22 protein-coding genes are annotated in these 19,081 nt (G+C 73.7%); 14 read left to right on the top strand and 8 right to left on the bottom strand.

Annotated elements, in window-relative coordinates; genetic code table 11:
- Positions 1–35: 35 nt before the first annotated feature.
- Entirely contained in the window at positions 36–1,571 is a 1,536-nt protein-coding gene (locus ACO229_RS17070; protein WP_423462230.1) for a PLP-dependent aminotransferase family protein, read from the top strand.
- Between the two features lie 189 nt (positions 1,572–1,760).
- Here the strand turns inward: ACO229_RS17070 and ACO229_RS17065 are convergent, their stop codons facing one another.
- Entirely contained in the window at positions 1,761–2,087 is a 327-nt protein-coding gene (locus ACO229_RS17065; protein ID WP_397414119.1) for a hypothetical protein, read from the bottom strand.
- A gap of 316 nt (positions 2,088–2,403) precedes the next feature.
- On the opposite strand from ACO229_RS17065, the gene ACO229_RS17060 reads away from it, so the two are divergent.
- Positions 2,404–3,366, top strand: coding sequence for a hypothetical protein (locus ACO229_RS17060; protein WP_423462229.1), 963 nt, complete (start codon positions 2,404–2,406; stop codon positions 3,364–3,366).
- A gap of 5 nt (positions 3,367–3,371) precedes the next feature.
- On the opposite strand, the gene ACO229_RS17055 is transcribed toward ACO229_RS17060, so the two are convergent.
- Positions 3,372–3,827, bottom strand: coding sequence for a SufE family protein (locus ACO229_RS17055; protein ID WP_397431443.1), 456 nt, complete (start codon positions 3,825–3,827; stop codon positions 3,372–3,374).
- 65 nt (positions 3,828–3,892) lie between these two features.
- On the opposite strand from ACO229_RS17055, the gene ACO229_RS17050 reads away from it, so the two are divergent.
- On the top strand, positions 3,893–4,192 hold the full coding sequence (locus ACO229_RS17050; protein ID WP_397431442.1) for a DUF3175 domain-containing protein: 300 nt from the start codon (positions 3,893–3,895) through the stop codon (positions 4,190–4,192).
- A 21-nt stretch (positions 4,193–4,213) separates the two neighbouring features.
- Here the strand turns inward: ACO229_RS17050 and ACO229_RS17045 are convergent, their stop codons facing one another.
- Both ACO229_RS17045 and ACO229_RS17040 read right to left on the bottom strand, forming a co-directional pair.
- Entirely contained in the window at positions 4,214–5,107 is an 894-nt protein-coding gene (locus tag ACO229_RS17045; protein WP_423462228.1) for a sulfurtransferase, read from the bottom strand.
- Positions 5,108–5,206: 99 nt separating this feature from the next.
- Positions 5,207–6,478 carry a transcriptional regulator gene (locus tag ACO229_RS17040; RefSeq protein WP_423462227.1) on the bottom strand — a complete coding sequence of 424 codons (1,272 nt, stop codon included), beginning with the start codon at positions 6,476–6,478 and terminating at the stop codon, positions 5,207–5,209.
- 288 nt (positions 6,479–6,766) lie between these two features.
- Between ACO229_RS17040 and ACO229_RS17035 the strand changes: the two genes are divergently transcribed.
- Positions 6,767–7,417, top strand: a complete 651-nt coding sequence (locus ACO229_RS17035) for a hypothetical protein (RefSeq protein ID WP_397414107.1) — start codon at positions 6,767–6,769, stop codon at positions 7,415–7,417.
- Positions 7,418–7,552: 135 nt separating this feature from the next.
- Here ACO229_RS17035 and ACO229_RS17030 read toward each other — a convergent pair whose 3' ends face one another.
- Positions 7,553–9,196: a vWA domain-containing protein gene (locus tag ACO229_RS17030; protein ID WP_423462226.1), complete on the bottom strand. Its 1,644-nt coding sequence runs from the start codon at positions 9,194–9,196 to the stop codon at positions 7,553–7,555.
- Between the two features lie 238 nt (positions 9,197–9,434).
- On the opposite strand from ACO229_RS17030, the gene ACO229_RS17025 reads away from it, so the two are divergent.
- The 5 genes from ACO229_RS17025 to ACO229_RS17005 all read left to right on the top strand — a co-directional run bounded on the left by ACO229_RS17025 (position 9,435) and on the right by ACO229_RS17005 (position 13,854).
- Positions 9,435–10,958, top strand: a complete 1,524-nt coding sequence (locus tag ACO229_RS17025) for an acetaldehyde dehydrogenase ExaC (RefSeq protein WP_397414101.1) — start codon at positions 9,435–9,437, stop codon at positions 10,956–10,958.
- A gap of 74 nt (positions 10,959–11,032) precedes the next feature.
- Positions 11,033–11,455, top strand: coding sequence for a DUF779 domain-containing protein (locus ACO229_RS17020; protein WP_423462225.1), 423 nt, complete (start codon positions 11,033–11,035; stop codon positions 11,453–11,455).
- A gap of 48 nt (positions 11,456–11,503) precedes the next feature.
- Complete coding sequence (locus tag ACO229_RS17015; protein WP_423462224.1) at positions 11,504–12,289, top strand: MerR family transcriptional regulator; 786 nt, start codon at positions 11,504–11,506, stop codon at positions 12,287–12,289.
- Positions 12,290–12,340: 51 nt separating this feature from the next.
- Complete coding sequence (locus ACO229_RS17010) at positions 12,341–13,225, top strand: PfkB family carbohydrate kinase (protein WP_397414094.1); 885 nt, start codon at positions 12,341–12,343, stop codon at positions 13,223–13,225.
- Positions 13,216–13,854: a nucleoside/nucleotide kinase family protein gene (locus ACO229_RS17005; RefSeq protein WP_423462223.1), complete on the top strand. Its 639-nt coding sequence runs from the start codon at positions 13,216–13,218 to the stop codon at positions 13,852–13,854. The genes ACO229_RS17010 and ACO229_RS17005 overlap by 10 nt, the downstream gene beginning before the upstream one ends.
- A gap of 80 nt (positions 13,855–13,934) precedes the next feature.
- Here ACO229_RS17005 and ACO229_RS17000 read toward each other — a convergent pair whose 3' ends face one another.
- Positions 13,935–14,369, bottom strand: coding sequence for an Rv3235 family protein (locus ACO229_RS17000; protein ID WP_397431427.1), 435 nt, complete (start codon positions 14,367–14,369; stop codon positions 13,935–13,937).
- Positions 14,370–14,388: 19 nt separating this feature from the next.
- On the opposite strand from ACO229_RS17000, the gene ACO229_RS16995 reads away from it, so the two are divergent.
- Positions 14,389–14,778 (top strand): hypothetical protein, encoded by a 390-nt coding sequence (locus ACO229_RS16995; protein ID WP_423462222.1) that lies wholly within the window; start codon positions 14,389–14,391, stop codon positions 14,776–14,778.
- Between the two features lie 89 nt (positions 14,779–14,867).
- On the opposite strand, the gene ACO229_RS16990 is transcribed toward ACO229_RS16995, so the two are convergent.
- Positions 14,868–15,821 carry a LysM peptidoglycan-binding domain-containing protein gene (locus ACO229_RS16990; protein ID WP_423462221.1) on the bottom strand — a complete coding sequence of 318 codons (954 nt, stop codon included), beginning with the start codon at positions 15,819–15,821 and terminating at the stop codon, positions 14,868–14,870.
- Here ACO229_RS16990 and ACO229_RS16985 point away from each other — a divergent pair.
- Entirely contained in the window at positions 15,808–15,978 is a 171-nt protein-coding gene (locus ACO229_RS16985) for a hypothetical protein (RefSeq protein WP_423462220.1), read from the top strand. The genes ACO229_RS16990 and ACO229_RS16985 overlap by 14 nt on opposite strands.
- On the top strand, positions 15,975–16,529 hold the full coding sequence (locus tag ACO229_RS16980; protein ID WP_423462219.1) for a hypothetical protein: 555 nt from the start codon (positions 15,975–15,977) through the stop codon (positions 16,527–16,529). Before ACO229_RS16985 ends, ACO229_RS16980 begins: the two co-directional genes overlap by 4 nt.
- An 85-nt stretch (positions 16,530–16,614) precedes the next feature.
- Here the strand turns inward: ACO229_RS16980 and ACO229_RS16975 are convergent, their stop codons facing one another.
- Positions 16,615–16,833 carry a helix-turn-helix transcriptional regulator gene (locus ACO229_RS16975; RefSeq protein WP_116673897.1) on the bottom strand — a complete coding sequence of 73 codons (219 nt, stop codon included), beginning with the start codon at positions 16,831–16,833 and terminating at the stop codon, positions 16,615–16,617.
- Between the two features lie 216 nt (positions 16,834–17,049).
- Here ACO229_RS16975 and ACO229_RS16970 point away from each other — a divergent pair, with 216 nt between their 5' ends.
- Both ACO229_RS16970 and ACO229_RS16965 read left to right on the top strand, forming a co-directional pair.
- Positions 17,050–17,730, top strand: coding sequence for a hypothetical protein (locus tag ACO229_RS16970; RefSeq protein WP_397431418.1), 681 nt, complete (start codon positions 17,050–17,052; stop codon positions 17,728–17,730).
- Positions 17,727–19,016 (top strand): hypothetical protein, encoded by a 1,290-nt coding sequence (locus tag ACO229_RS16965; RefSeq protein ID WP_397431416.1) that lies wholly within the window; start codon positions 17,727–17,729, stop codon positions 19,014–19,016. The genes ACO229_RS16970 and ACO229_RS16965 overlap by 4 nt, the downstream gene beginning before the upstream one ends.
- The last annotated feature ends 65 nt before the right edge of the window (positions 19,017–19,081 follow it).

The raw sequence follows: 19,081 nt of genomic DNA, 5'->3' as shown, positions 1-19,081 counted from the left end.
GCTCCAGACTTGGTCCGTCTGACAGTGCCAAGTTCGTGGCGAACAAGGAGACCAAGATGGCGGGCGCCGACTTTCTCCAGCTCGATCCGGCCCGCGCCCGGCCGCGCGGCCTGGCCACATGGCTCGCCGAGCAGGTGCGGGACGCCGTGTCCGACGGCCGCCTCGCCCCGGGCGACCGGCTGCCCGCGACCCGGGTCCTCGCGGACCAGCTCGGGTGCTCACGGGGCGTGGTGGTGGACGCGTACCGGCGCCTGACGGACGAGGGGCTGCTGACGGGGCGGCACGGCGGCGGCACGACGGTGCGCACCGAGGTCGTGGCTGCGCCGGGCGGGCGTGACGCCGTCGGGCCGCGGCCCGAGCCCGGGTCCGTTCCTGGGCCGCTGCCCGGGCCCGGCTCGCCGCACGTGTCGCCGGGCGCTGCCGACGGGCTCCCCGGCCCGGACGCCGCCGGTGTGCCGGCCGGCCCGGACCTGATCGACCTGTCGCCCGGTCTGCCGGATCTCGCGGCGTTCCCCCGCGCCGCCTGGGCGCGCGCCGAACGGGCGGCGCTGAGCGGCCTCGCGTCGAGCGGGCTCGGCTACGGCGACCCGCGCGGGCTGCCCGCGCTGCGCGAGGCCGTGGCCGGATGGCTCGCCCGCACCCGGGGCCTGCGTGCCCACCCCGACGAGGTCCTCGTCGTCAACGGGGTGTCCCAGGGCCTCGTGCTGCTCGCCCGGGTGCTCGGCGCGCGAGGGACGCACCGCATCGGCTTCGAGGACCCGGGCTCGTACGGTGCACGTGAGCACCTGCGGCGGTGGGGTCTGGACCCGGTCCCGGTCCCGGTGGACCAGGACGGGCTCGACGTGGCCGCGCTCGGCCGCACCGCCGTGGACGCGGTGCTGGTCACCCCCGCGCACCAGTTCCCCACGGGCGTCGTGCTCGCCCCCGGCCGCCGCCGGGAGCTCGTGGCATGGGCGCGCGCGGCCCCGCAGGGTCCGGACGGCATGCCCGGCCGCCTCGTCGTCGAGGACGACTACGACGCCGAGCACCGCTACGACCGGCCACCCGTCCCCGCCCTGCGCGCCCTCGCGCCGGACCACGTGGTGCACCTCGGCAGCGTGTCCAAGACCCTGGCACCCGCGATCCGCCTGGGCTGGCTGCTCGCACCCGCCGCGCTCCGGACGGAGCTGATCGAGGCCCGGTACTGGACCGACCTCGGCAGTCCCGCGCTGCCGCAGCTCGCGCTGGCGCACTTCATCACCTCCGGCGGGTTCGAGCGGCACCTGCGTCAGGTCCGGCGCCGCCATCGCGCCCGCCGGGACGCGCTGCTGGCGGCGCTGACGACGCACCTGCCCGGCGGCACCGCCCACGGCGTGGCCGCCGGCCTGCACCTCCTGGTGACGCTGCCCGGCCTCGACGACGTCGACGTGGCGCGCCGGGCCCGGGCGGACGGGGTGCTGGTGCAGCCGTTGTCGGCGCACCGGAGGGGCGCCGGGCCGCCCGGCCTGGTGATCGGGTATGCCGCGAACACCCCGGACCGGCTGCACGAGGCGGTGCGGCGGATCGCCCGCTGCGTCGGTGTTCCGCCCTGATCCGGGTCAGCGGGAAGTCCCTGGCCGAATGCCTTTTCCGGACAGCAGTGAGGCCCTTTCCCGGGTATCCGGGAAAGGGCCTCACCGGGAGCCCTTTGTCGCCAGCCCCACCGTTCACGAACGGCTGGTGGAAAAGGGGTTCGGTAACCGGCCGTGCTGGCGACGTCCGGCAGGTCGAAAGGGTTGTCCTCAGACCCCGGGAAGGGGGACGGGGACGGGGAGACCACCGAGGAGCGAGCTCAGCAGGTTGCCGAGGGCGCTGAGCAGGCCGTCCAGCAGACCGGTGGTCGGCAGCGGGACAGGCAGCTCCGGCACGGGGAGGTCCGGCACGGGAACGTCGGGGACCGGGGCGTCGATCGGGACGTCCGGCACGGGGTCCGCGACGACGTCGGGCGCCGGCTCCGCCTCCACGCTGATCGTGTGGGCCGCGGGGACGTCCCCGTCGGTCACCACCGCGGCACTCGCACCTGCTGTGGCTGCGCAGACCAGGCCGGCGGAGACCGCCACGGTTGCCACAGCGCGACTGATTGCACGGAATCCTCGGATCATTGTGTTTCCCCTCGAATAGCTCCGTTGAAACAGGTGGTGGAGCACACGTGTGTGTTCACCACGAAGAAGAGTCGGGTGCTCTTTTCACCCTGTCAATCCGTGCTGTGCGGGCGGTGCGGGGAAGGAAACAAGACATTCCAGGACCGAACTCTGCGGCAGAGCGCCAGGAATACCCGTAACCCAGACATCACAGCCGTGATATCCCGCATTTTCTGGACGGGCGTCCAATTCGTGCGCCGATTTCTCCTCGCCAGGGCGCCGCCGCGGCGGGCAGGATCACCGCATGACCCGTGTCCGACCGACCTGGCCCGAGCTGCCCGCCCCGGTGCGCGACGCCGTCGTCGCCGAGCTGGGCGGCCCCGTCACCGGCTGGACGTCGCACGACGGCGGCTACTCGCCCGGCTGGGCACTCACCCTCGAGGCGGCCGGCGAGCGCGTGTTCGTCAAGGTCGCCTCGACCGGCTACGACGTCGCCGCCCGGCTGCACCGTCGCGAGGCGCAGCGCGCGGCGGCCCTGCCCGCGGACGTGCCCGCCCCGGCCTTCCGCTGGGCCAGGGAGGTGCCCCTGCCCGGGTCGGACGAACCCGGATGGGTCGTGGTCGCCTCCGACGCCGTGGACGGCCGCCTGCCGCGCACCGAGCCGTGGGACCTGGCCGACCTCGACCGGCTGCAGCACCTGGCCCGCCGCATCGCCGAGCACGAGGTGCCGGCCGGCGGGGCGTTCCCCGACCTGGCCGACCAGGTCTGGCCCGAGGCCTCGCTCCTGGCCGACGAACGGCCGGCCGGCCTGGCGACCTACGACCCCTGGCTGGGCCGGAACCTCGACCGCGTCGCCGAGACCGCGGCGCCGGCACGGCAGCGCGCGGCACTCGCCGGGCCGCACCTGGTGCACGAGGACCTGCGTGCGGACAACGCGCTCGTGGTCCGCCGGGCGGACGGGGCCGAGGAGGCGGTGGCCGTCGACTGGCCGCACGCCGTGCGGGGCGCGGGCTTCGTGGACCAGACCGCGATGCTGCCGGCGGTGCACGCCACGGGCGGGCCTGCCCCGCAGGAGGTGCTGGACCGCACGCCGCTGGCCCCGGGCACGGACCCCGAGGCGGTCACGGTGTGGGTCGCCGTGCTGACCGCCTACTTCGTGCACCACTCCCTGCTCGACCCGCCGCCCGGCATACCGCACCTGCGCGCGTTCCAGCGCATCCAGGCCGAGGCGTGCGTGCCGTGGCTGCGGGCGCGGCTGGGCGGGTAGCGCCGTCAGGCGTGCGCGGTGCCGACCTGCTCCCGGACCTGGCGCTTGGCGCGGGCGAGCATGCCCGCCATGCCGTTCAGCCGCAGCAGGCTGACCACCTTCGTCAGGCCGAGCTGGAGCGGGTAGTCGTCGGGCACGTCCAGCACCTGCTGCGCCGTGAGCCCGGTCAGCCCCTGCGCGAGGATGGACGCGAAGCCGCGCGTGGTGGGCGCCTCCTCCGGGGCGGTCGCGTGGAAGGCGACCACCCCGGCGTCGTCCACCTCGGCGACGGCGTAGACGGGGGACTGGCACTCCTGGACCCGTTCGAGCTGTTCGGGCGCGTCCGCGTAGCGCGCAGGCAGGGGCGGGAGCTCGCGCGACACCTCCAGCAGGAGCTGGAGGCGATCCCGCTCGGGCGTCTCCAGGAAGGCGTCCCGCAGCTCGGCGAGGGCCTCGGGCAGGTCCGCGTGGTCGGTGCTCATCCGTTCATCCTTTCACCGTCGCGGCGGCCCGGGCGAGTGGCCGGACGGCGTCGTAGCGTGGCCGTATGGCCGAGAACAAGGGGCCGGACGGCGGCCCCGACCGCTGGTCCCAGCGCGTCACCGAGGGCAGTGACGCCCTGGACCTGGAGGAGGGCGTGTTCACCTGGCACGATCCCGCGCGGATCGCCCGGTCCCTCAAGAAGTCCGCGGAGGCGAGCGGCCGGCGCAAGAGCTCCCCGTACCGCTCCGCGATGTCGATGCTGACGTTCTACGTCAACCGCGCGGGCAAGGAGCTGGACGCCGACCAGCGCGACGTGCTCGAACGCGCCAAGGACGAGCTGCGCAAGGCCTTCGGCCGAGGCTGAGCCGCCGCCTGTGCGGAGCCGTCAGACCGTACCGGGCTCGGCGCCGGTCGCGACCGGGACGCGCACGGCGTTGCCCCACTCCGTCCAGGAGCCGTCGTAGTTGCGCACGCCTGCGTAGCCGAGCAGGTACGTCAGGGCGAACCAGGTGTGGCTGGACCGCTCGCCGATGCGGCAGTAGGTGATCACGGCGTCGTCCGGGCTCATGCCCAGGCCCTCCGTGTAGATCGCCTCCAGCTCCTCGCGGGTCTTGTAGGTGCCGTCCTCGGCCACCGCCGTCGCCCAGGGCACGTTGCGCGCCGTCGGGATGTGGCCGCCGCGCAGCACGCCCTCCTCGGGGTAGTCCGGGATGGCGATCCGCTCGCCCGTGTACTCCTGCGGGGAGCGGATGTCGACGAGCGGGCCGTTGCCCAGGTGCGCCAGCACGTCCTCGCGGAAGGCGCGGACCGTGGTGTCGTCGCGCTCGACCGTGGGGTACTCGACCGGTGCGGGGGCGGGGACGTCGGTGGTGAGCTCGCGGCCCTCCGCGCTCCACAGGCCGCGGCCGCCGTCGAGCAGGCGCACGTCCTGGTGCCCGAACAGGGTGAACACCCACGCCGTGTAGGCGGCCCACCAGTTGTTCTTGTCGCCGTACAGCACGATCGTCGTGTCGCGCGTGATGCCCTTGCCGCCCATCAGCGCGGCGAACGCGGCACCGTCCAGGTAGTCGCGGACCTGCGGGTGCTGCAGCTCGGTGTGCCAGTCCACCTTCACCGCGCCGGGGATGTGCCCGGTCTCGTAGAGCAGCACGTCCTCGTCGGACTCCACGACGACGATCCCGGGATCCTTGAGGTGCTCGGCCAGCCACGCGGTGCTCACGAGGCGCTCCGGGTGGGCGTACCGCGAGAACTTCTCGGACGGGTCGACGGGCGTGGCCATGGTTCCTCCTCGGGGAGCGCGTGCGCTGACGACCAGGAGAACACGCGGCGGTCCCGAAACGATCCCGGATCGCCGGGGCCGGCCGGGATCGCCCGCGGGTCAGGTCAGCCGGCGCTCCAGCACGGCCAGGTGGGCCGCCGCCCGGGTGGCCTGCGGACCGCCGGGCTGGGCCAGCCGGGCCAGCCGGGTCCAGGCGGCGTGGTCGTCCGCACCCTCGGCGCGTGCGGTCCACCGCTCGACGGCGACGGCGTCGTCGCAGACGTGCACCGCCGCACGCACCTCCGCCTCCAGCTCCTCGCGCAGCCGCTCGACGCCGGGCGCCACCGACCGGCGCAGCAGCGGCTCCGGGTAGGCAGCCAGCGCGCCCCGCACGTCGCCGCGGCCCAGCCGTTCGCGTACCGCGTCCACGTCGGACAGGAGGGGGCGCGCGAGCCGGTACGGGCGTGAACCGGCGAGCAGCGGACCGTCCAGGGCGCCGTCGGCCACGCGGCGGAGCCGGGAGATCTCCGCCCGCACGGCCACGAGCGACAGGTCGCCCGGGTGCAGCAGCACGGCGAGCTCCTCGGCGCCCAGCCCCCGGGGGTGCTCCGCCAGCAGGAGCAGGATCTCCGCGTGGCGCAGCGAGATCCGCCGGCCGCGCAGCGCGGGCGGCCCGAGCAGCCGGAGGTCGGGCCCGCGGCCCGGACCGGCGGTCGGTCCGAGCGCCGTCGCCACCGCGGCGTCCCGCGGCCAGGCGGCGGCTCGCGCGGCGAGCTCGCGCTCGACCATGGCGACGGTGGCCCGCACGAGGGCGAGGGCGACGTGCGACCCGGCGACGCTGCCGCCGGTGAGGTCGACGGCGCCCACGATCCCGCCGGCCGGGTCGTGCACGGGCGCCGCGGTGCAGCTCAGTCGTTGCACGGGACGCGCGAAGTGCTCGGCGCCGAGCACCTGGACGGGGCGGCGTGTGGCCAGGGCGGTGCCCGGCGCGTTGGTGCCGACGGACTCCTCGCGCCACACGGCGCCCTCGACGAAGCCGACGTGGTCGACCGCGGTGCGGACCGGACCCCGGCCCTCCACCCAGAGCAGCCGGCCGGCGTCGTCCGAGACGGCCACCACGAGGTCGTCCCCCGTCGCGCCGCCCACCATGTCCCGGACCAGGGGCATCGCGACGGCCAGGGGATGGTGGCTCCGGTAGTCCTCCAGGTCGTCCGACGCCGCGACCGCCACCGCGCTCGGGCTGTCCGGGTCGACACCGTTGCGCAGGCTCCGTCGCCACGAGGCCGCGACGACGGGGTCGATGCCGTCAGGCTCCTGCGAGCCGGCGGAACCGACGAAGTTCTCGTAGGCGGCGCGCACCCACTGCGCGTCGCGGTGCGGCACCTGCGTCATGCTGCCCCTGACCTGGTTCGGACGTCGTCGTCGAACCAGGCCAGTGTAGGCACCGGGCCAAGCCCCTCAACAGGTTGTGCCTGCCGATGGCCAAGCCGCCAGCACCCCGGGTGCGTCGTCCACAGATCACGGACGTATTACGGATTCGCCGCGCGAGAGGAAGAAAGTAGTCCTAGCGTCATTCTCACCGGTTGTTGAACGGGCCTTGAGTCCGACAGATAGTTTTCATGGGAACTCTCTTTGGGGGAAGAGTTGAACACCATCGCTTTAGCTAGACCGGAATCCACGATGTCCGATGCTGACGAACCGGCCGGAGACAGTCCGAGCCACCTGCCCGCCTCGCCCGGCCCCACCGGGCTGCCCGCCCTGGCCGAGATCGACCCGGCCGACCTCCCGCCGCTCGACGCGTCGGAGCCCCCGCTCGCCGAGCTCGCCGGAGCCCGTGGGCGCCGCCGCTGGACGTACGGCGCCGCGATCGTCACCGGTGTCGCGGTGGCGATCACCCTCTGGGTCGGGTCGGTCCGCGCCGACGAGGCCAGCCGGCTGCTTGCCCTGACCGACAAGATCGAGCTGCAGGTCAGCGCCACGTCCGACCGTTCGCACGACCTGGCCGCCGTCATGGACATGGCCGAGCGGGTCTACGTGCACTCGGACGGTCGCGTCGCCGACCCGGCCACCCGCGACGTGCTCGCCCAGGCCCTCGCCGACGCCCGCGCCGCCGTCGCGCAGCGGGTGACCGACGCCCCGCCGTCGTCGGTGACGCAGGCTCGCACCCTGCTCGACCAGGCCACCCACATCGAGACGTCGCTCGACTGGGCCACCGAGGACCTGCGCGTCGCCATGGACATGGTGCAGCAGTCGCAGGGTGCCCAGCGCACCCTGGACTCCCGCGACCCGGTCGGCACCCGGACCATCCTCACCTCCCACGACGGTTCGTGACGACCGTTTCCGGCAAGGCCGGAAATTTCGGGTCGCACCCCTGGTGGTAAACAACTTTCTCGACATTCTTGCGGCCATTCTTTCTGGCGGTCATGGAATGTCTCTGCACCCATCGAGGAAAGAGCGGGTCCGGCGTCACCTCGGGTAGGCGTCGACCAGGCTCACGAACTCGGCCCGCAGTCCGTAGGGATCCTCGCCCAGGGCTCCGGCGGCACGCTCCCGGACCGCGTCGAGATCGGCCTCGCCCCGGTACTCCGACTCCGTGGCGATCAGGCCGAGCTCGGCCACGGCGGAGGCGAAGACGAAGTCGGCCGTCGGCGCCGTCGTGAACGCCTCGGCGCCGACGGGGAACTCGACCTCCGTGCTCCGCCCGCCGCCGGGCTGCTTGTACCGCACGTGCACAGTCATGAAGTCGTCACTGGTGCCGGCCTCCCGCTCCGAGTACTTCAGGTCGCCGTCCGATGCGCCGTCGCTGCCTGCTGGGACCAGCTCGTAGAAGGCGGTCACCGCGTGCCCGGCCCCGACGTCGCCCGCGTCCTTGGCGTCGTCGTCGAACTCCACGTCCGCCAGGCGCCGGTTGTCGTACCCGATCAGGCGGTACGAGCCGACCGTCGCCGGGTTGAGCTCCACCTGCAGCTTCAGGTCCTGCGCCACCACGAACATCGTCGAGTCGAACTCGTCGACCAGTACCTTGCGCGCCTCCGCGAGGGTGTCGACGTAGGCGTAGTTGCCGTTCCCGTGGTCGGCGATCGCCTCCATCGTGCTGTCCTTCAGGTTGCCCATGCCGAAGCCCAGCACGGACACGTACACGCCGGACTCGCGTTCCTGCTCGACCAGGTCCGTCAGCTCCTGCGGTGTGGACGGGCCCACGTTGAAGTCGCCGTCCGTGGCCAGGACCACCCGGTTGTTGCCGCCCTCGACGAAGTTCTTCTCGGCCAGCTCGTAGGCCGTGACCAGCCCGTCCGCACCGCCGGTGGATCCGCCCGCACGCAGCGAGCGCAGATGGTCCACGAGCACGCCGTGCTCGGAACCCGGCACGGAGTCGGCGACCACCTGGTTGTCGCCCGCGTACGTCACGATCGACACCCGGTCGTCCTCGTCGAGCTGTTCCACCAGCAGCGCGAAGGACTCGGCCAGCAGCGGCAACTTGTTCGGCTCGTCCATCGAGCCCGACACGTCCAGCAGGAAGACGATGTTGTTGCCCTCCGACGTCGGGACGGCCTCGGTGGCCTGCACGCCGACCATGGCGAGCTGGTGCCCGGGGTTCCACGGGGCGATCGCGACCTCGGTGGTGACGGTGAACGGGTGCTCCGCGTCCGGGGCCGGGGCGGCGTAGTCGTAGTCGAAGTAGTTGACCAGCTCCTCGATCCGTACGCCCTCGGGTGCCACGCCCTGGTTCACCTGGCGGCGCAGGTTCGCGTACGACGCCGTGTCGACGTCGGCCGAGAACGTGGACAGGGGGCTGGTGGCGACGTCCAGGAACGGTGACTCGGGGGAGTCGTCGTACTCCTCCCGGCTCTCGGGCCCGACGAGCTCCGCGTCCGCGCCGGGGGCGACGGGCGCGGCCTCGCCGGTCCCGGGTGCGGGGACCGTGAGGCTCGTGGTGTCGCCCGCCGTCGCCACCTCGTCGTTCTGGGCGGTGCAGCCGGCGAGCGCCAGGACCACGGTCAGTGCGGCGGACAGCGGCACGATCAGGGGAAGGGCGGGCTGCGGCCGGTGGTGCACGGGGAACGGGCCGCCGGCGTGGCGCGGTGCTGCGGGGTGCGGTGCGGGGTTCATCTGGTCCCTCTCCGGATTGGCGTCGTCGCGGACCGTGCCGGCCCGGCGATCTGTCCCTCTGTGGGTCCCTGTGTGCCGGATCCCGCCGGGCTTGCGCCGTGAGGTCACGGTCGGGTTGCAACGCTCCTGCAACGTGCGGCTGCCTAACGTCGCCCCACTCGGGCGCGCCGGTGCGCCCGAGGGTGTCTTCGCCGTCGGACGACCGCGGCAGGCACGTGAACCTGCGAGGAGGCAGACCATGACCGTGTACGCAGCCCCGGGGACCGAGGGGGCCGTCGCCACCTACCGGGCCCGGTACGACCACTGGATCGGCGGCGAGTACGTGCCCCCGGCGAACGGCCAGTACTTCGAGAACCCCAGCCCTGTGAACGGGCGCGTCTTCACCGAGGTGGCGCGCGGCGACGCGGACGACATCGACCGGGCCCTCGACGCCGCGCACGGCGCCGCACCGGCGTGGGGGCGCACCTCGGTCACGGAGCGCGCGATCGTCCTGAACAAGATCGCCGACCGCATGGAGGAGCACCTGGAGGAGCTGGCCGTCGCGGAGACGTGGGAGAACGGCAAGCCCGTCCGGGAGACGCTGGCCGCCGATATCCCGCTCGCCATCGACCACTTCCGCTACTTCGCGGGCGCCATCCGGGCCCAGGAGGGGTCGATCAGCGAGATCGACGGCGACACGATCGCCTACCACTTCCACGAACCGCTGGGCGTGGTGGGGCAGATCATCCCCTGGAACTTCCCGATCCTGATGGCCGTGTGGAAGCTGGCACCGGCGCTCGCGGCGGGCAACGCGGTGGTGCTCAAGCCGGCCGAGCAGACGCCCACATCGATCCTGTACCTCATGGAGCTCATCGCGGACCTGCTGCCGCCGGGCGTCGTCAACGTGGTGAACGGGTTCGGCGCGGAGGCGGGCAAGCCGCTGGCCAGCTCGTCCCGGATCCGCAAGATCGCGTTCACGGGCGAGACCACGACGGGCCGCCTGATCATGCAGTACGCGTCGCAGAACATCATCCCGGTGACGCTGGAGCTGGGCGGCAAGTCGCCGAACATCTTCTTCAGCGACGTCGCGGCGGCCCGGGACGACTTCTACGACAAGGCCCTGGAGGGCTTCACGATGTTCGCCCTCAACCAGGGCGAGGTGTGCACGTGCCCGTCGCGTGCGCTCATCCAGAGCGACATCTACCGCGACTTCCTCGCCGACGCCGTCGCGCGCACCGAGGCGGTCGTGCAGGGCAACCCGCTGGACACCGACACGATGATCGGCGCGCAGGCCAGCAACGACCAGCTCGAGAAGATCCTGAGCTACTTCGACATCGGCCGGGCCGAGGGCGCGAAGGTGCTCACGGGCGGGCACCGGGCCGAGCTGGAGGGCGACCTCGCGGGCGGCTACTACGTGACGCCCACGATCTTCGAGGGCAAGAACGAGATGCGGGTCTTCCAGGAGGAGATCTTCGGCCCGGTGGTCGCGGTGACGGAGTTCGCGGACTTCGACGACGCGATCAAGATCGCCAACGACACCCTGTACGGGCTGGGTGCGGGCGTGTGGAGCCGGTCGGGGTCCGCCGCCTACCGGGCCGGCCGGGCCATCGAGGCCGGCCGGGTGTGGACGAACAACTACCACGCCTACCCGGCCGCGGCGGCGTTCGGCGGCTACAAGGGCTCGGGTGTGGGCCGCGAGAACCACAAGATGATGCTCGACCACTACCAGCAGACCAAGAACCTCCTGGTCAGCTACTCGCCGACCAAGCTGGGCTTCTTCTAGCCCACGGCCCGACGCGTCGGACGTACGGGTCGCCCCGGCGGCCTGTACGTCTGACACGGATGAGGGAGGTTCTTGTGTCCAGTGACGTCGACGGCGGTGCGCCGCCCGCGCGGGTGGGCGTGACCGAGGAGGCGGCCGCCCTGCTCGTGCGGCTGCGCACCCGGCACGGCGAGCTGATGTTCCACCAGTCCGGCGGGTGCTGCGACGGTTCGTCGCCCATGTGCTATCCCGACGGCGACTTCATCACGGGCGACGCCGACGTCCGCCTCGGCGACCTCGCGATCGCGCCGGGCCCGGACGACGGCGGTGCGGGGTTCACCGTGCCGGTCTGGATGAGCCGCAACCAGTTCGAGTACTGGAAGCACACCCATCTGACCATCGACGTGGTGCCCGGCCGTGGCGCCGGGTTCAGCCTGGAGGCACCCGAGGGCGTGCGGTTCCTCATCCGGTCGCGGCTGTTCACCGACGAGGAGTGGGAGCGCCTCCAGGACGTGTGAGAAAAGAGGCTTGAAGTTGACGCGGCGTCAACCTCTACCGTGGACGGCATGTACTGGTCCATCCAGGAGATAGCGCGGCTGACCGGCATCACGAGCCGCACGCTGCGGCACTACGACGCCGTCGGGCTGCTCCCCGCCGTCCGGACGACGGCGAGCGGCCCGCGCCGCTACGACCGCACCGCCCTGGTGCGGTTGCAGCGGATCCTGCTGCTCCGGGACCTCGGTCTCGGCCTCGGCGACATCGCCGGGGTGCTCGACAGCGAACAGGACGAGGCGTCGGCACTGCGCCGGCACCTCGCCTCGCTGCGCGCGGAGCAGGAGCGGCTGACGCGGCAGATCGCGTCGGTCGAGCGCACGGTCGCCGCCCTGGAACAGGACCCCGACGCGAAGGAGGACATCATGGCGCAGGACATGCTCGACGGGTTCGACCACACCCGGTACGAACAGGAGGTGACCGAGCGCTGGGGCCGCGACGCCTACGAGAGGGGCGACACGTGGTGGCGCGGGCTCGGCAAGGAGGGACAGGACGAGTTCAAGGCGCGGGTCGCGGCACTGAACCAGGCCTGGACCGAGGCCGGCGAGGCCGGCATCGACCCCGCCTCCGACCAGGCGCAGGCGCTCGCCGCACGGCACGCCGCCTGGCTCGTGTCCGTCCCCGGCACTCCTGGCCACGAGCAGGGTCGTCCCGACAAGGGCTACCTGCTGGGCCTGGGTGACATGTACGTGGCGGACGACCGGTTCGCCGCGAACTACGGGGGCACCGCGGGCGCCACGTTCGTGCGGGACACCCTCCGTGTCTACGCCGAGCGCGCCTACCCGGACGGCGAGAGCTGACCCTCGTGACCGCCGGTCAATGACACTCGGTTTCACAGGTAATCTCTCCACATGCTCGAAGCAGCCGCCGCAGCCCGCCAAAAACCGCATGTGACCTGCTGGTTTGCTGGCCTGACGACGCTCGATGTGATCCATCGGAGCACGGTCAGACCCGGGCCCAACCAGAAGATCACCGCCGTCCGGCAGGACGTGTCCGCCGGCGGCCCGGCGGCCAACGCGGCGGTGACCGCCGCGACGCTCGGGGCCCGGGCGCTGCTCATCAGCGCCATGGGCTCCGGGCCGGTGGGTGCCGCCGCCCGCGGCGACCTCGAGCACCACGGCGTCGAGGTGCACGACACCGCCGAGGGCCGCGAGATCTCGCTCGCGGTGTCGGCGGTCATGGTCGACGACGAGACCGGTGACCGGTCGGTCGTCTCACCCGACGCGACGCTCGCCGGCGGGTTCGACGTCACGCCCGACGAGCTCGACACCCTGCCCCGGCCGGACGTCGTGCTGCTCGACGGTCACCACCCCGACCTGGCCCGCAGCGTGCTCGCCTACGCGCGGACCCTGGAACCCCGTCCGCTCGTCGTGCTCGACGCCGGCCGGTGGCGGCCCGTCTTCGCCGACCTCCTCGGAGCGGCCGACGTCACGGCGCGCTCCGCCGACTTCCACGCCCCCGCCGACGTCGCACGGTCCCGGGCGTCCGTCGCCACGCACGGCCCGGCCCCCGTGACGTGGCGCGACAAGGACGGCCGCCGCGGGACCACCGACGTGCCCGTCGTCGACGTCCGGGACACCCTCGGCGCCGGGGACGCGTTCCACGGCGCCCTCGTCGTGGCGCTCGCGCGCGGCGCCGGCCTGGAGGAGGCCGTCGAGGAGGCGGTGCGCGTGGCCTCCGTGCGCGTGCAGCACATCGGCCCGCGCACCTGGCTGGAGAGCCTGCGGTGCGGCTGACGACCCGCGAGCTGGCGGACCGCGCGGCGGAGCTCGCCGCCGAGGCCTCCCGCACCGGCCGGGCACGCGTCCTGGGCATCACCGGCCCGCCCGGCGCGGGCAAGTCCACGCTGGCGGTCGCCCTGACCGAAGCCCTCGGCGCGGGTACCGCCGTCGTGGTGGGCATGGACGGCTTCCACCTGTCCAACGCGGTCCTGGAGGCCCGCGGCAGCCGCGACCGCAAGGGCGCCGTCGACACGTTCGACGACGCCGGGTACGCCGCTCTCATCGACCGGATCGCCGACCATGCCCTCGACGCCCCGCCGCTCTACGCCCCGGAGTTCCGCCGTGAGATCGAGGAGCCGGTGGCGGCGGGCACCGTGGTGGGCGCCGAGCCCCTGGTGATCACCGAGGGCAACTACCTGCTCGTCCCGGACGGTGCCTGGCCCGCCGCGCGCTCCCGGATGGCGGAGGTCTGGTACCTCGACCTGCCCGACGCCGAGCGGCTGCGCCGCCTCGTCGCCCGGCACCACGCCTTCGGCAAGCCCCTGCCCGACGCCGAGGCCTGGGCCGGCGGATCCGACCAGCGCAACGCGGAGCTCATCGCCACCACGCGGGGCGCGGCCGACCTGGTCGTCGAGTGGGTCTGACCAGCCGGTACGTCTGACCCGACGGCGGGCGTGGCCGGTGCGCCGCGCCGGGTGTGCCCCGGGCACGCCGCGCTGCGGGCTCAACCGATCTCCAGGACCGCCACGCGCCACACCCCGCGCCGCCCCTCCAGCCGCACGGCGGCCGCGCGTACGCGCCCCTCGTCGTGCAGAATCACCGTGGCCTCCGCCGAGGCGGCACCGAGCCGCACCATGCGCACCCGCCGGACGGTGGCCGCGTGCGCCCTGGGTCGCGGCGGACGCTGCTGGCGAGCCTCCCGCATGAGCCGCCCGCGCTCCAGGAGCTGGGTGTAGACCTCCGGCGTCACCCACCGCACGAGCTGTGCCGCTGGACGCTCGCCCCGGAGCACCTCGACGGCCGCGCGCACCACGCGGCACACCTGCGCCGTCGGGTCGGGCAGCTCGGGTTCTGGCTCCGGTGCCGGGCGTGCGGAGGTCACCGCCAGAGCCGCCACCGCGTCCCGCAGCTCGGGGTGCGGCGTGCCCCCGATCTGCATCCGCCGCAGGCGACTGCCGATGCCCGGCCCGGTGACCGGGCCGATCCGGGGTGTTGCCGGCCTGCGGGGCGGGGCCGGGACGGAGGTGGTGCGCAGGGTCGTGCTGCGGGGGGTCGTGCTGCGCGGGGTGTCGGTGCGTGAGGTGTTGGTGCGTGGGGTGTTGGTGCGAGAGGTCGTGCTGCGTGGTGCCGTGCCGCTCGGACTCGTGCTGCGTGGTGCCGTGCCGCTCGGACTCGTGCTGCGCGGTGCCGTGCCGCTCGGACTCGTGCTGCGTGGTGTCGTGCCGGCTGGGCTTGTGCCGGCAGGCCTCGTGCCGGCCGGGGGTGCGTCATCCGCCGTGGTGGCGCGTGGTGCCGGCGTCGGGGCCTCCGCGGCCTGCGGTGTCGCGGCCCCCGGCGGGGCGCCCTGAGGTACGTCGAGTGCAGTCATGGGTGAGCTCCTGGGGTCAGCGGGCAGTCGTGGTGGGGCGGGGCGGCAGGGCGGAGCCAGGGCTCCCGGTCATGGCACGCGGAGGACCGTCCCGGGGCGGATCAGGTCCGGGTCGGCACCGATCGTCTGCCGGTTGGCCTGGTGCCATCGCTGGACGGCCGCCGCGATCTCACCGGCGGTGGCTCCGGCGGTCGGGTCGGTGCCGGGGTCCCGGTCGGCCGCCGTCGCCTCGTCCGTGAGCCGGGCCGCCGCGATGGACCAGAGGGTGTCGCCCGGCTCGACCACGACCACCGGCCGCCGCTCGCCTCCGATGCCCAGGCCCCGGTCGACCAGCGAGGAGCGTTCGGGCACCGGGTGTGGGGATGCCGTGGGCGGCGTCGTGTGCGGTGATCCGCTCGCGCGGCCGTGCGTCGCACCTCGCCGGGCGGGCTCCTGGTGCTCGGTCGCGCCGGATCGCGCCGCTGTCCCGTCGCCGGCTGTGGCACCGGTGGGCCGCCAGCCCAGATCGAGCACGACGGCGGGGCCGCCGTCGGCCGCCGCCGACGCGAGTGCACCCCGTTCGGGCACTGCCGTGGCGGTCGGTGCGGCGAGGGCGAGCCCGATCCCCGCCCCGACGGCGGCCCGGGCGAGGCGGCGCACGACCGCCGGTGCGTGCTCGGCCACCGCCCGCTCACCGGCGGCCCAGTGCACGCCCCGGCGGCAGGCGAGCACCCAGGCCAGTGCGACGAGCGTGTGCCCGCCGGCCCAGCCTGCCGCCACGGTGCCCGCTGCGACGGCCGCGAGCTCGACGATGCCCTCCACCGGGAAGAGTGCGCTACCGAGCCCGGTACCCACGTGCCAGGTGCGCACACCCAGCACACAGGCGGCTGCGACCAGCGACACGCCGAGGGCCAGGAGCCCGGCCGCCCCACGCCGGGCGATGCGTGCCGCCCCGCCGTGCCGGACGCGGTCGGTGCGCAGGGTCCGCCGGGTGCGCACGGTGCCCGGTGGCACCGGAGCCTGGCTGAGGATGCTGCTCGACATCGTTCCCCCTGTGATCGTCGTCCTCGAAGTCACCGAGCGTCATCAGCATCCGTTGATGGTGGTTGATGATGTCCGGTGCTCGATATTCAACATCCGTGGCGTCGGGGTGTCCACCGGAGAGCGAGATGGCTGTGGATGGCGCAAGGTGGCCTCATGACGTCACTGGACCAGGCGGGTTCTGCTCGGTGGTCGGCACTGTTCGGGGACCTGGAGGCGCAGGCGCGCGCCCGGTCGGCGGCCGAGGCCGATGCGCTCGTTCCCGAGCTGACCCGCGCCGAGCACGCCACGATGACGGTCGCGGACCGGTTTCGGGCGGTGGTGGGCGGTGCGGTCACGGTGGAGCTGCTCGACGGCACCCCGCTGCGCGGTGTGGTGCGGGAGGTGGCGGACGAGTGGGTTCTGCTCCAGGGGGTGCGGCCCGAACCGACGGGGCAGCACCTGGTGCCGCTGGATGCGGTCGTGGGAGTGCTGGGACTGGCGCGGCAGGCGGCGTCGGCGACGTCCCGGCGCGATGCGCTCGGGCTGGGCCCCGCGCTCCGTACGCTTCAGCGCGACCGGGTGCGGGTCACGGTGCGCACGCTCGGTGGCACGGTGAGCGGTCGTGTCGCCCGCGTGGGGCGCGATCATCTGGACGTCGACCTGCTCGATGACCGCGGGGCGCGGCTGGTTCCGTTCTCGGCTCTGCTGGTCGTGAGCGAAGCGCCCTGACCTCGGTCGGAATGCCCGTTAACGGAGATCGGGACCGGTGTCACTCCTGTGGAGTGCTCCGGTCCCGACGGTGTGCTGCGGCAATTCAGGCATCGGTGGTCGCAGAGCCCTTGAGCCGTTCGCGGCTCTTTGCATACATCCGCTCGATGTACGCCTCGAGCTCTGCCGCCTCGACGCGCCAGACCTTCTTGGGGCCCACCTGGATGGCAGGAAGGTCGCCGGTCCGAACCAGGGCGTAACCCTGGGCCATCGAGATGTTCAGGGTCTCGACCACATCGGCCAGTGAGAGAAAGCGCTTTTCCATGGGAACAGTGTGGCACGAGACACCGACATGAGGGGGTTATCCCCAAGAAGTGTTTATCTGATGCCGGATCGGCGGTGTTCGATCACTATGGTTCCGGCGCTCTGCCCAAGCTGCGCCCATTCTGTCCGGATCGACACGTCGCAGTGCGTGAACAGTCAGTCGAAGTTCTACGCGACGGTCTACCCAAAGTCCACCAAAGTGCACGGAAGGACCGAGATGACGTATGCCCCGGCCGCACCAGCCCCCGCCCTCCAGGGGGTGCCCGAGCCGACGGCCGCCCGGCTCCGGCGGCCCCGCTGGCGTGACCCGCGGCTGGTGACCGGTGTCGTGGTCGTCGCGCTCTCGGTGGCGCTCGGCTCATGGGTGGTCTCGGCCGCGAGCCGTACCGTCCCGGTCTACGTCGCCGACGGTGCGCTGACACCCGGTGAGCCGGTCACGTCCGCCTCCGTGCGCGTCGCCGACGTCCGGCTCGGCGCGGGGACGGCCCGCTACCTGCCCGCCGACGAGGCGCTGCCCGCGGACCTGGTCGCGCTCCGCGTCGTGGACGACGGCGAGCTGGTCCCGCTGACCGCGCTCGGTGCCGACGTCGACGTCCGCTCGGTCGCCGTCCCCGTGGCGACCGGCCTCTCCGACCGGATCCGGCCCGGAGCCGTGGTGGACCTGTGGTTCGTGCCGTCCCCGCCCGCCGCGGCCGGCGGGGACGACCGGCCGGAGCCCCGGACGCTGGCGGAGCAGGTCGTCGTCGAGCAGGTCGAGACCGCCGAGGGGGCCATCGTGGTGCAGGGCCAGGTCACCCTGCACGTGCTCGTGCCGGCCGACGCGCTGCCGGCCGTCCTGACGGCGTTGTCGGACACGGGCACCGTCGCCGTGGTCCCCGTGGCGGGTGACGTCCGGTGACCGAGGAACGGACGGTCACGGTCCTGGTCGCGGTGCACGCACCGGGTGAGGAGGCCGCGGTGGTGACGGTGCTCGGTGCGCAGCAGCGGGTCGTCGTCGCCCGGCGGTGCGCCGAGCTGCCCGAGCTCCTGGCGTCCGCCGAGGCAGGTGCCGGGACGGCCGCCGTCGTCTCGGGGGACCTGCCCGGGCTGGACCGTGAGGCGGTCGCCCGCCTGCGTGTCGCGGGCCTGCGGGTCGTGGCCGTCGAGGACGCGGCCACGCCCGCCGACCGCCTCGCCGCCCTCGGCTGCGACGTGGTGGTGGCGGCCGGCGACGCGGAGAACCTGGTCGCTGCCGTGCGGGGCGCCGCGCCGGAGATCGTCGTGCCGCCCCAGCCCGACCCTGTGCCGGGCCTCGGGGGCCGGCGGGGTGCCGTCGTCGCCGTCTGGGGTCCGCAGGGGTCGCCCGGCCGGACCACGACCGCCATCGAGCTCGCCGCCGCCCTGGCGGGCATCGGTGCCGCCCCGGTGCGCCGGTCGGGCCTGCTGCGGCGCCCACGTGCCGCCACCCGGCCGGCGGGCGCGGACACGGCGCTCCTGGCCGACGCCGACACCTACGCGTCGTCGGTCACCTCCCGGCTCGGCCTGCTCGACGACGCGCCTGGTCTGGCGGCCGCGGCCCGCGCCGCCGGCCAGGGTGCGCTCGACGTGGTGACGCTCGCCCGGCACAGCCCCGTGGTGCTGCCGGGCGTGCGCGTGCTCACGGGCATCACACGGGCCTCACGGTGGCCCGAGCTGCCCGCCGCGTCGCTGGAGGTGGTGTTCCAGCGGTGCCGCGAGCTCGTGTCCTGGACGGTGGTCGACTGCGGCCCCGTCCTGGAGAGCGACGAGCTCATCACCTACGACACGCGCGCACCCCAGCGCAACGGTGCGACCCTGAGCGCTCTCCAGGCCGCCGACGTCGTGGTGGTCGTCGGCGGGGCGGACCCGGTCGGGATGCAGCGCCTGGTCCGGGGCCTGGAGGACCTGCGGGACACCGACGTGCCGGTGTCGGGCGCGCGCGTCGTGGTGGTGAACCGGGTGCGCGACGCCGCGGTCGGGCGGCGCGCCGAGACGCAGGTGCGGGACGCACTCGCCCGGTACGCCGGCGTCGACGACGTGCACCTGGTGCCCGACGACCCGGGCGGGCTCGACGCCGCGCTGCTGGCCGGCCGCGTGCTCGCCGAGTGCGCACCCGCCTCGCCGGCCCGCACCGCCTTCCTCGGGCTGGCCGACCGGGTCCGGGAGCTCGTGCCCGCTCTTGTGTGAGGGCGGGGCGCCGGGTCGGCGCCCCGTCCCGGGTAACAATCCGCCCGACCGGCGCGGCTGGGTGA

The sequence above is a fragment of the Promicromonospora sp. MS192 genome (assembly GCF_049532985.1).
In the GTDB taxonomy this organism is placed as follows: domain Bacteria; phylum Actinomycetota; class Actinomycetes; order Actinomycetales; family Cellulomonadaceae; genus Promicromonospora.
The sequence above is the reverse complement of the archived record's forward strand: the minus strand, read 5'-3'. Positions and strand labels throughout refer to the sequence as shown.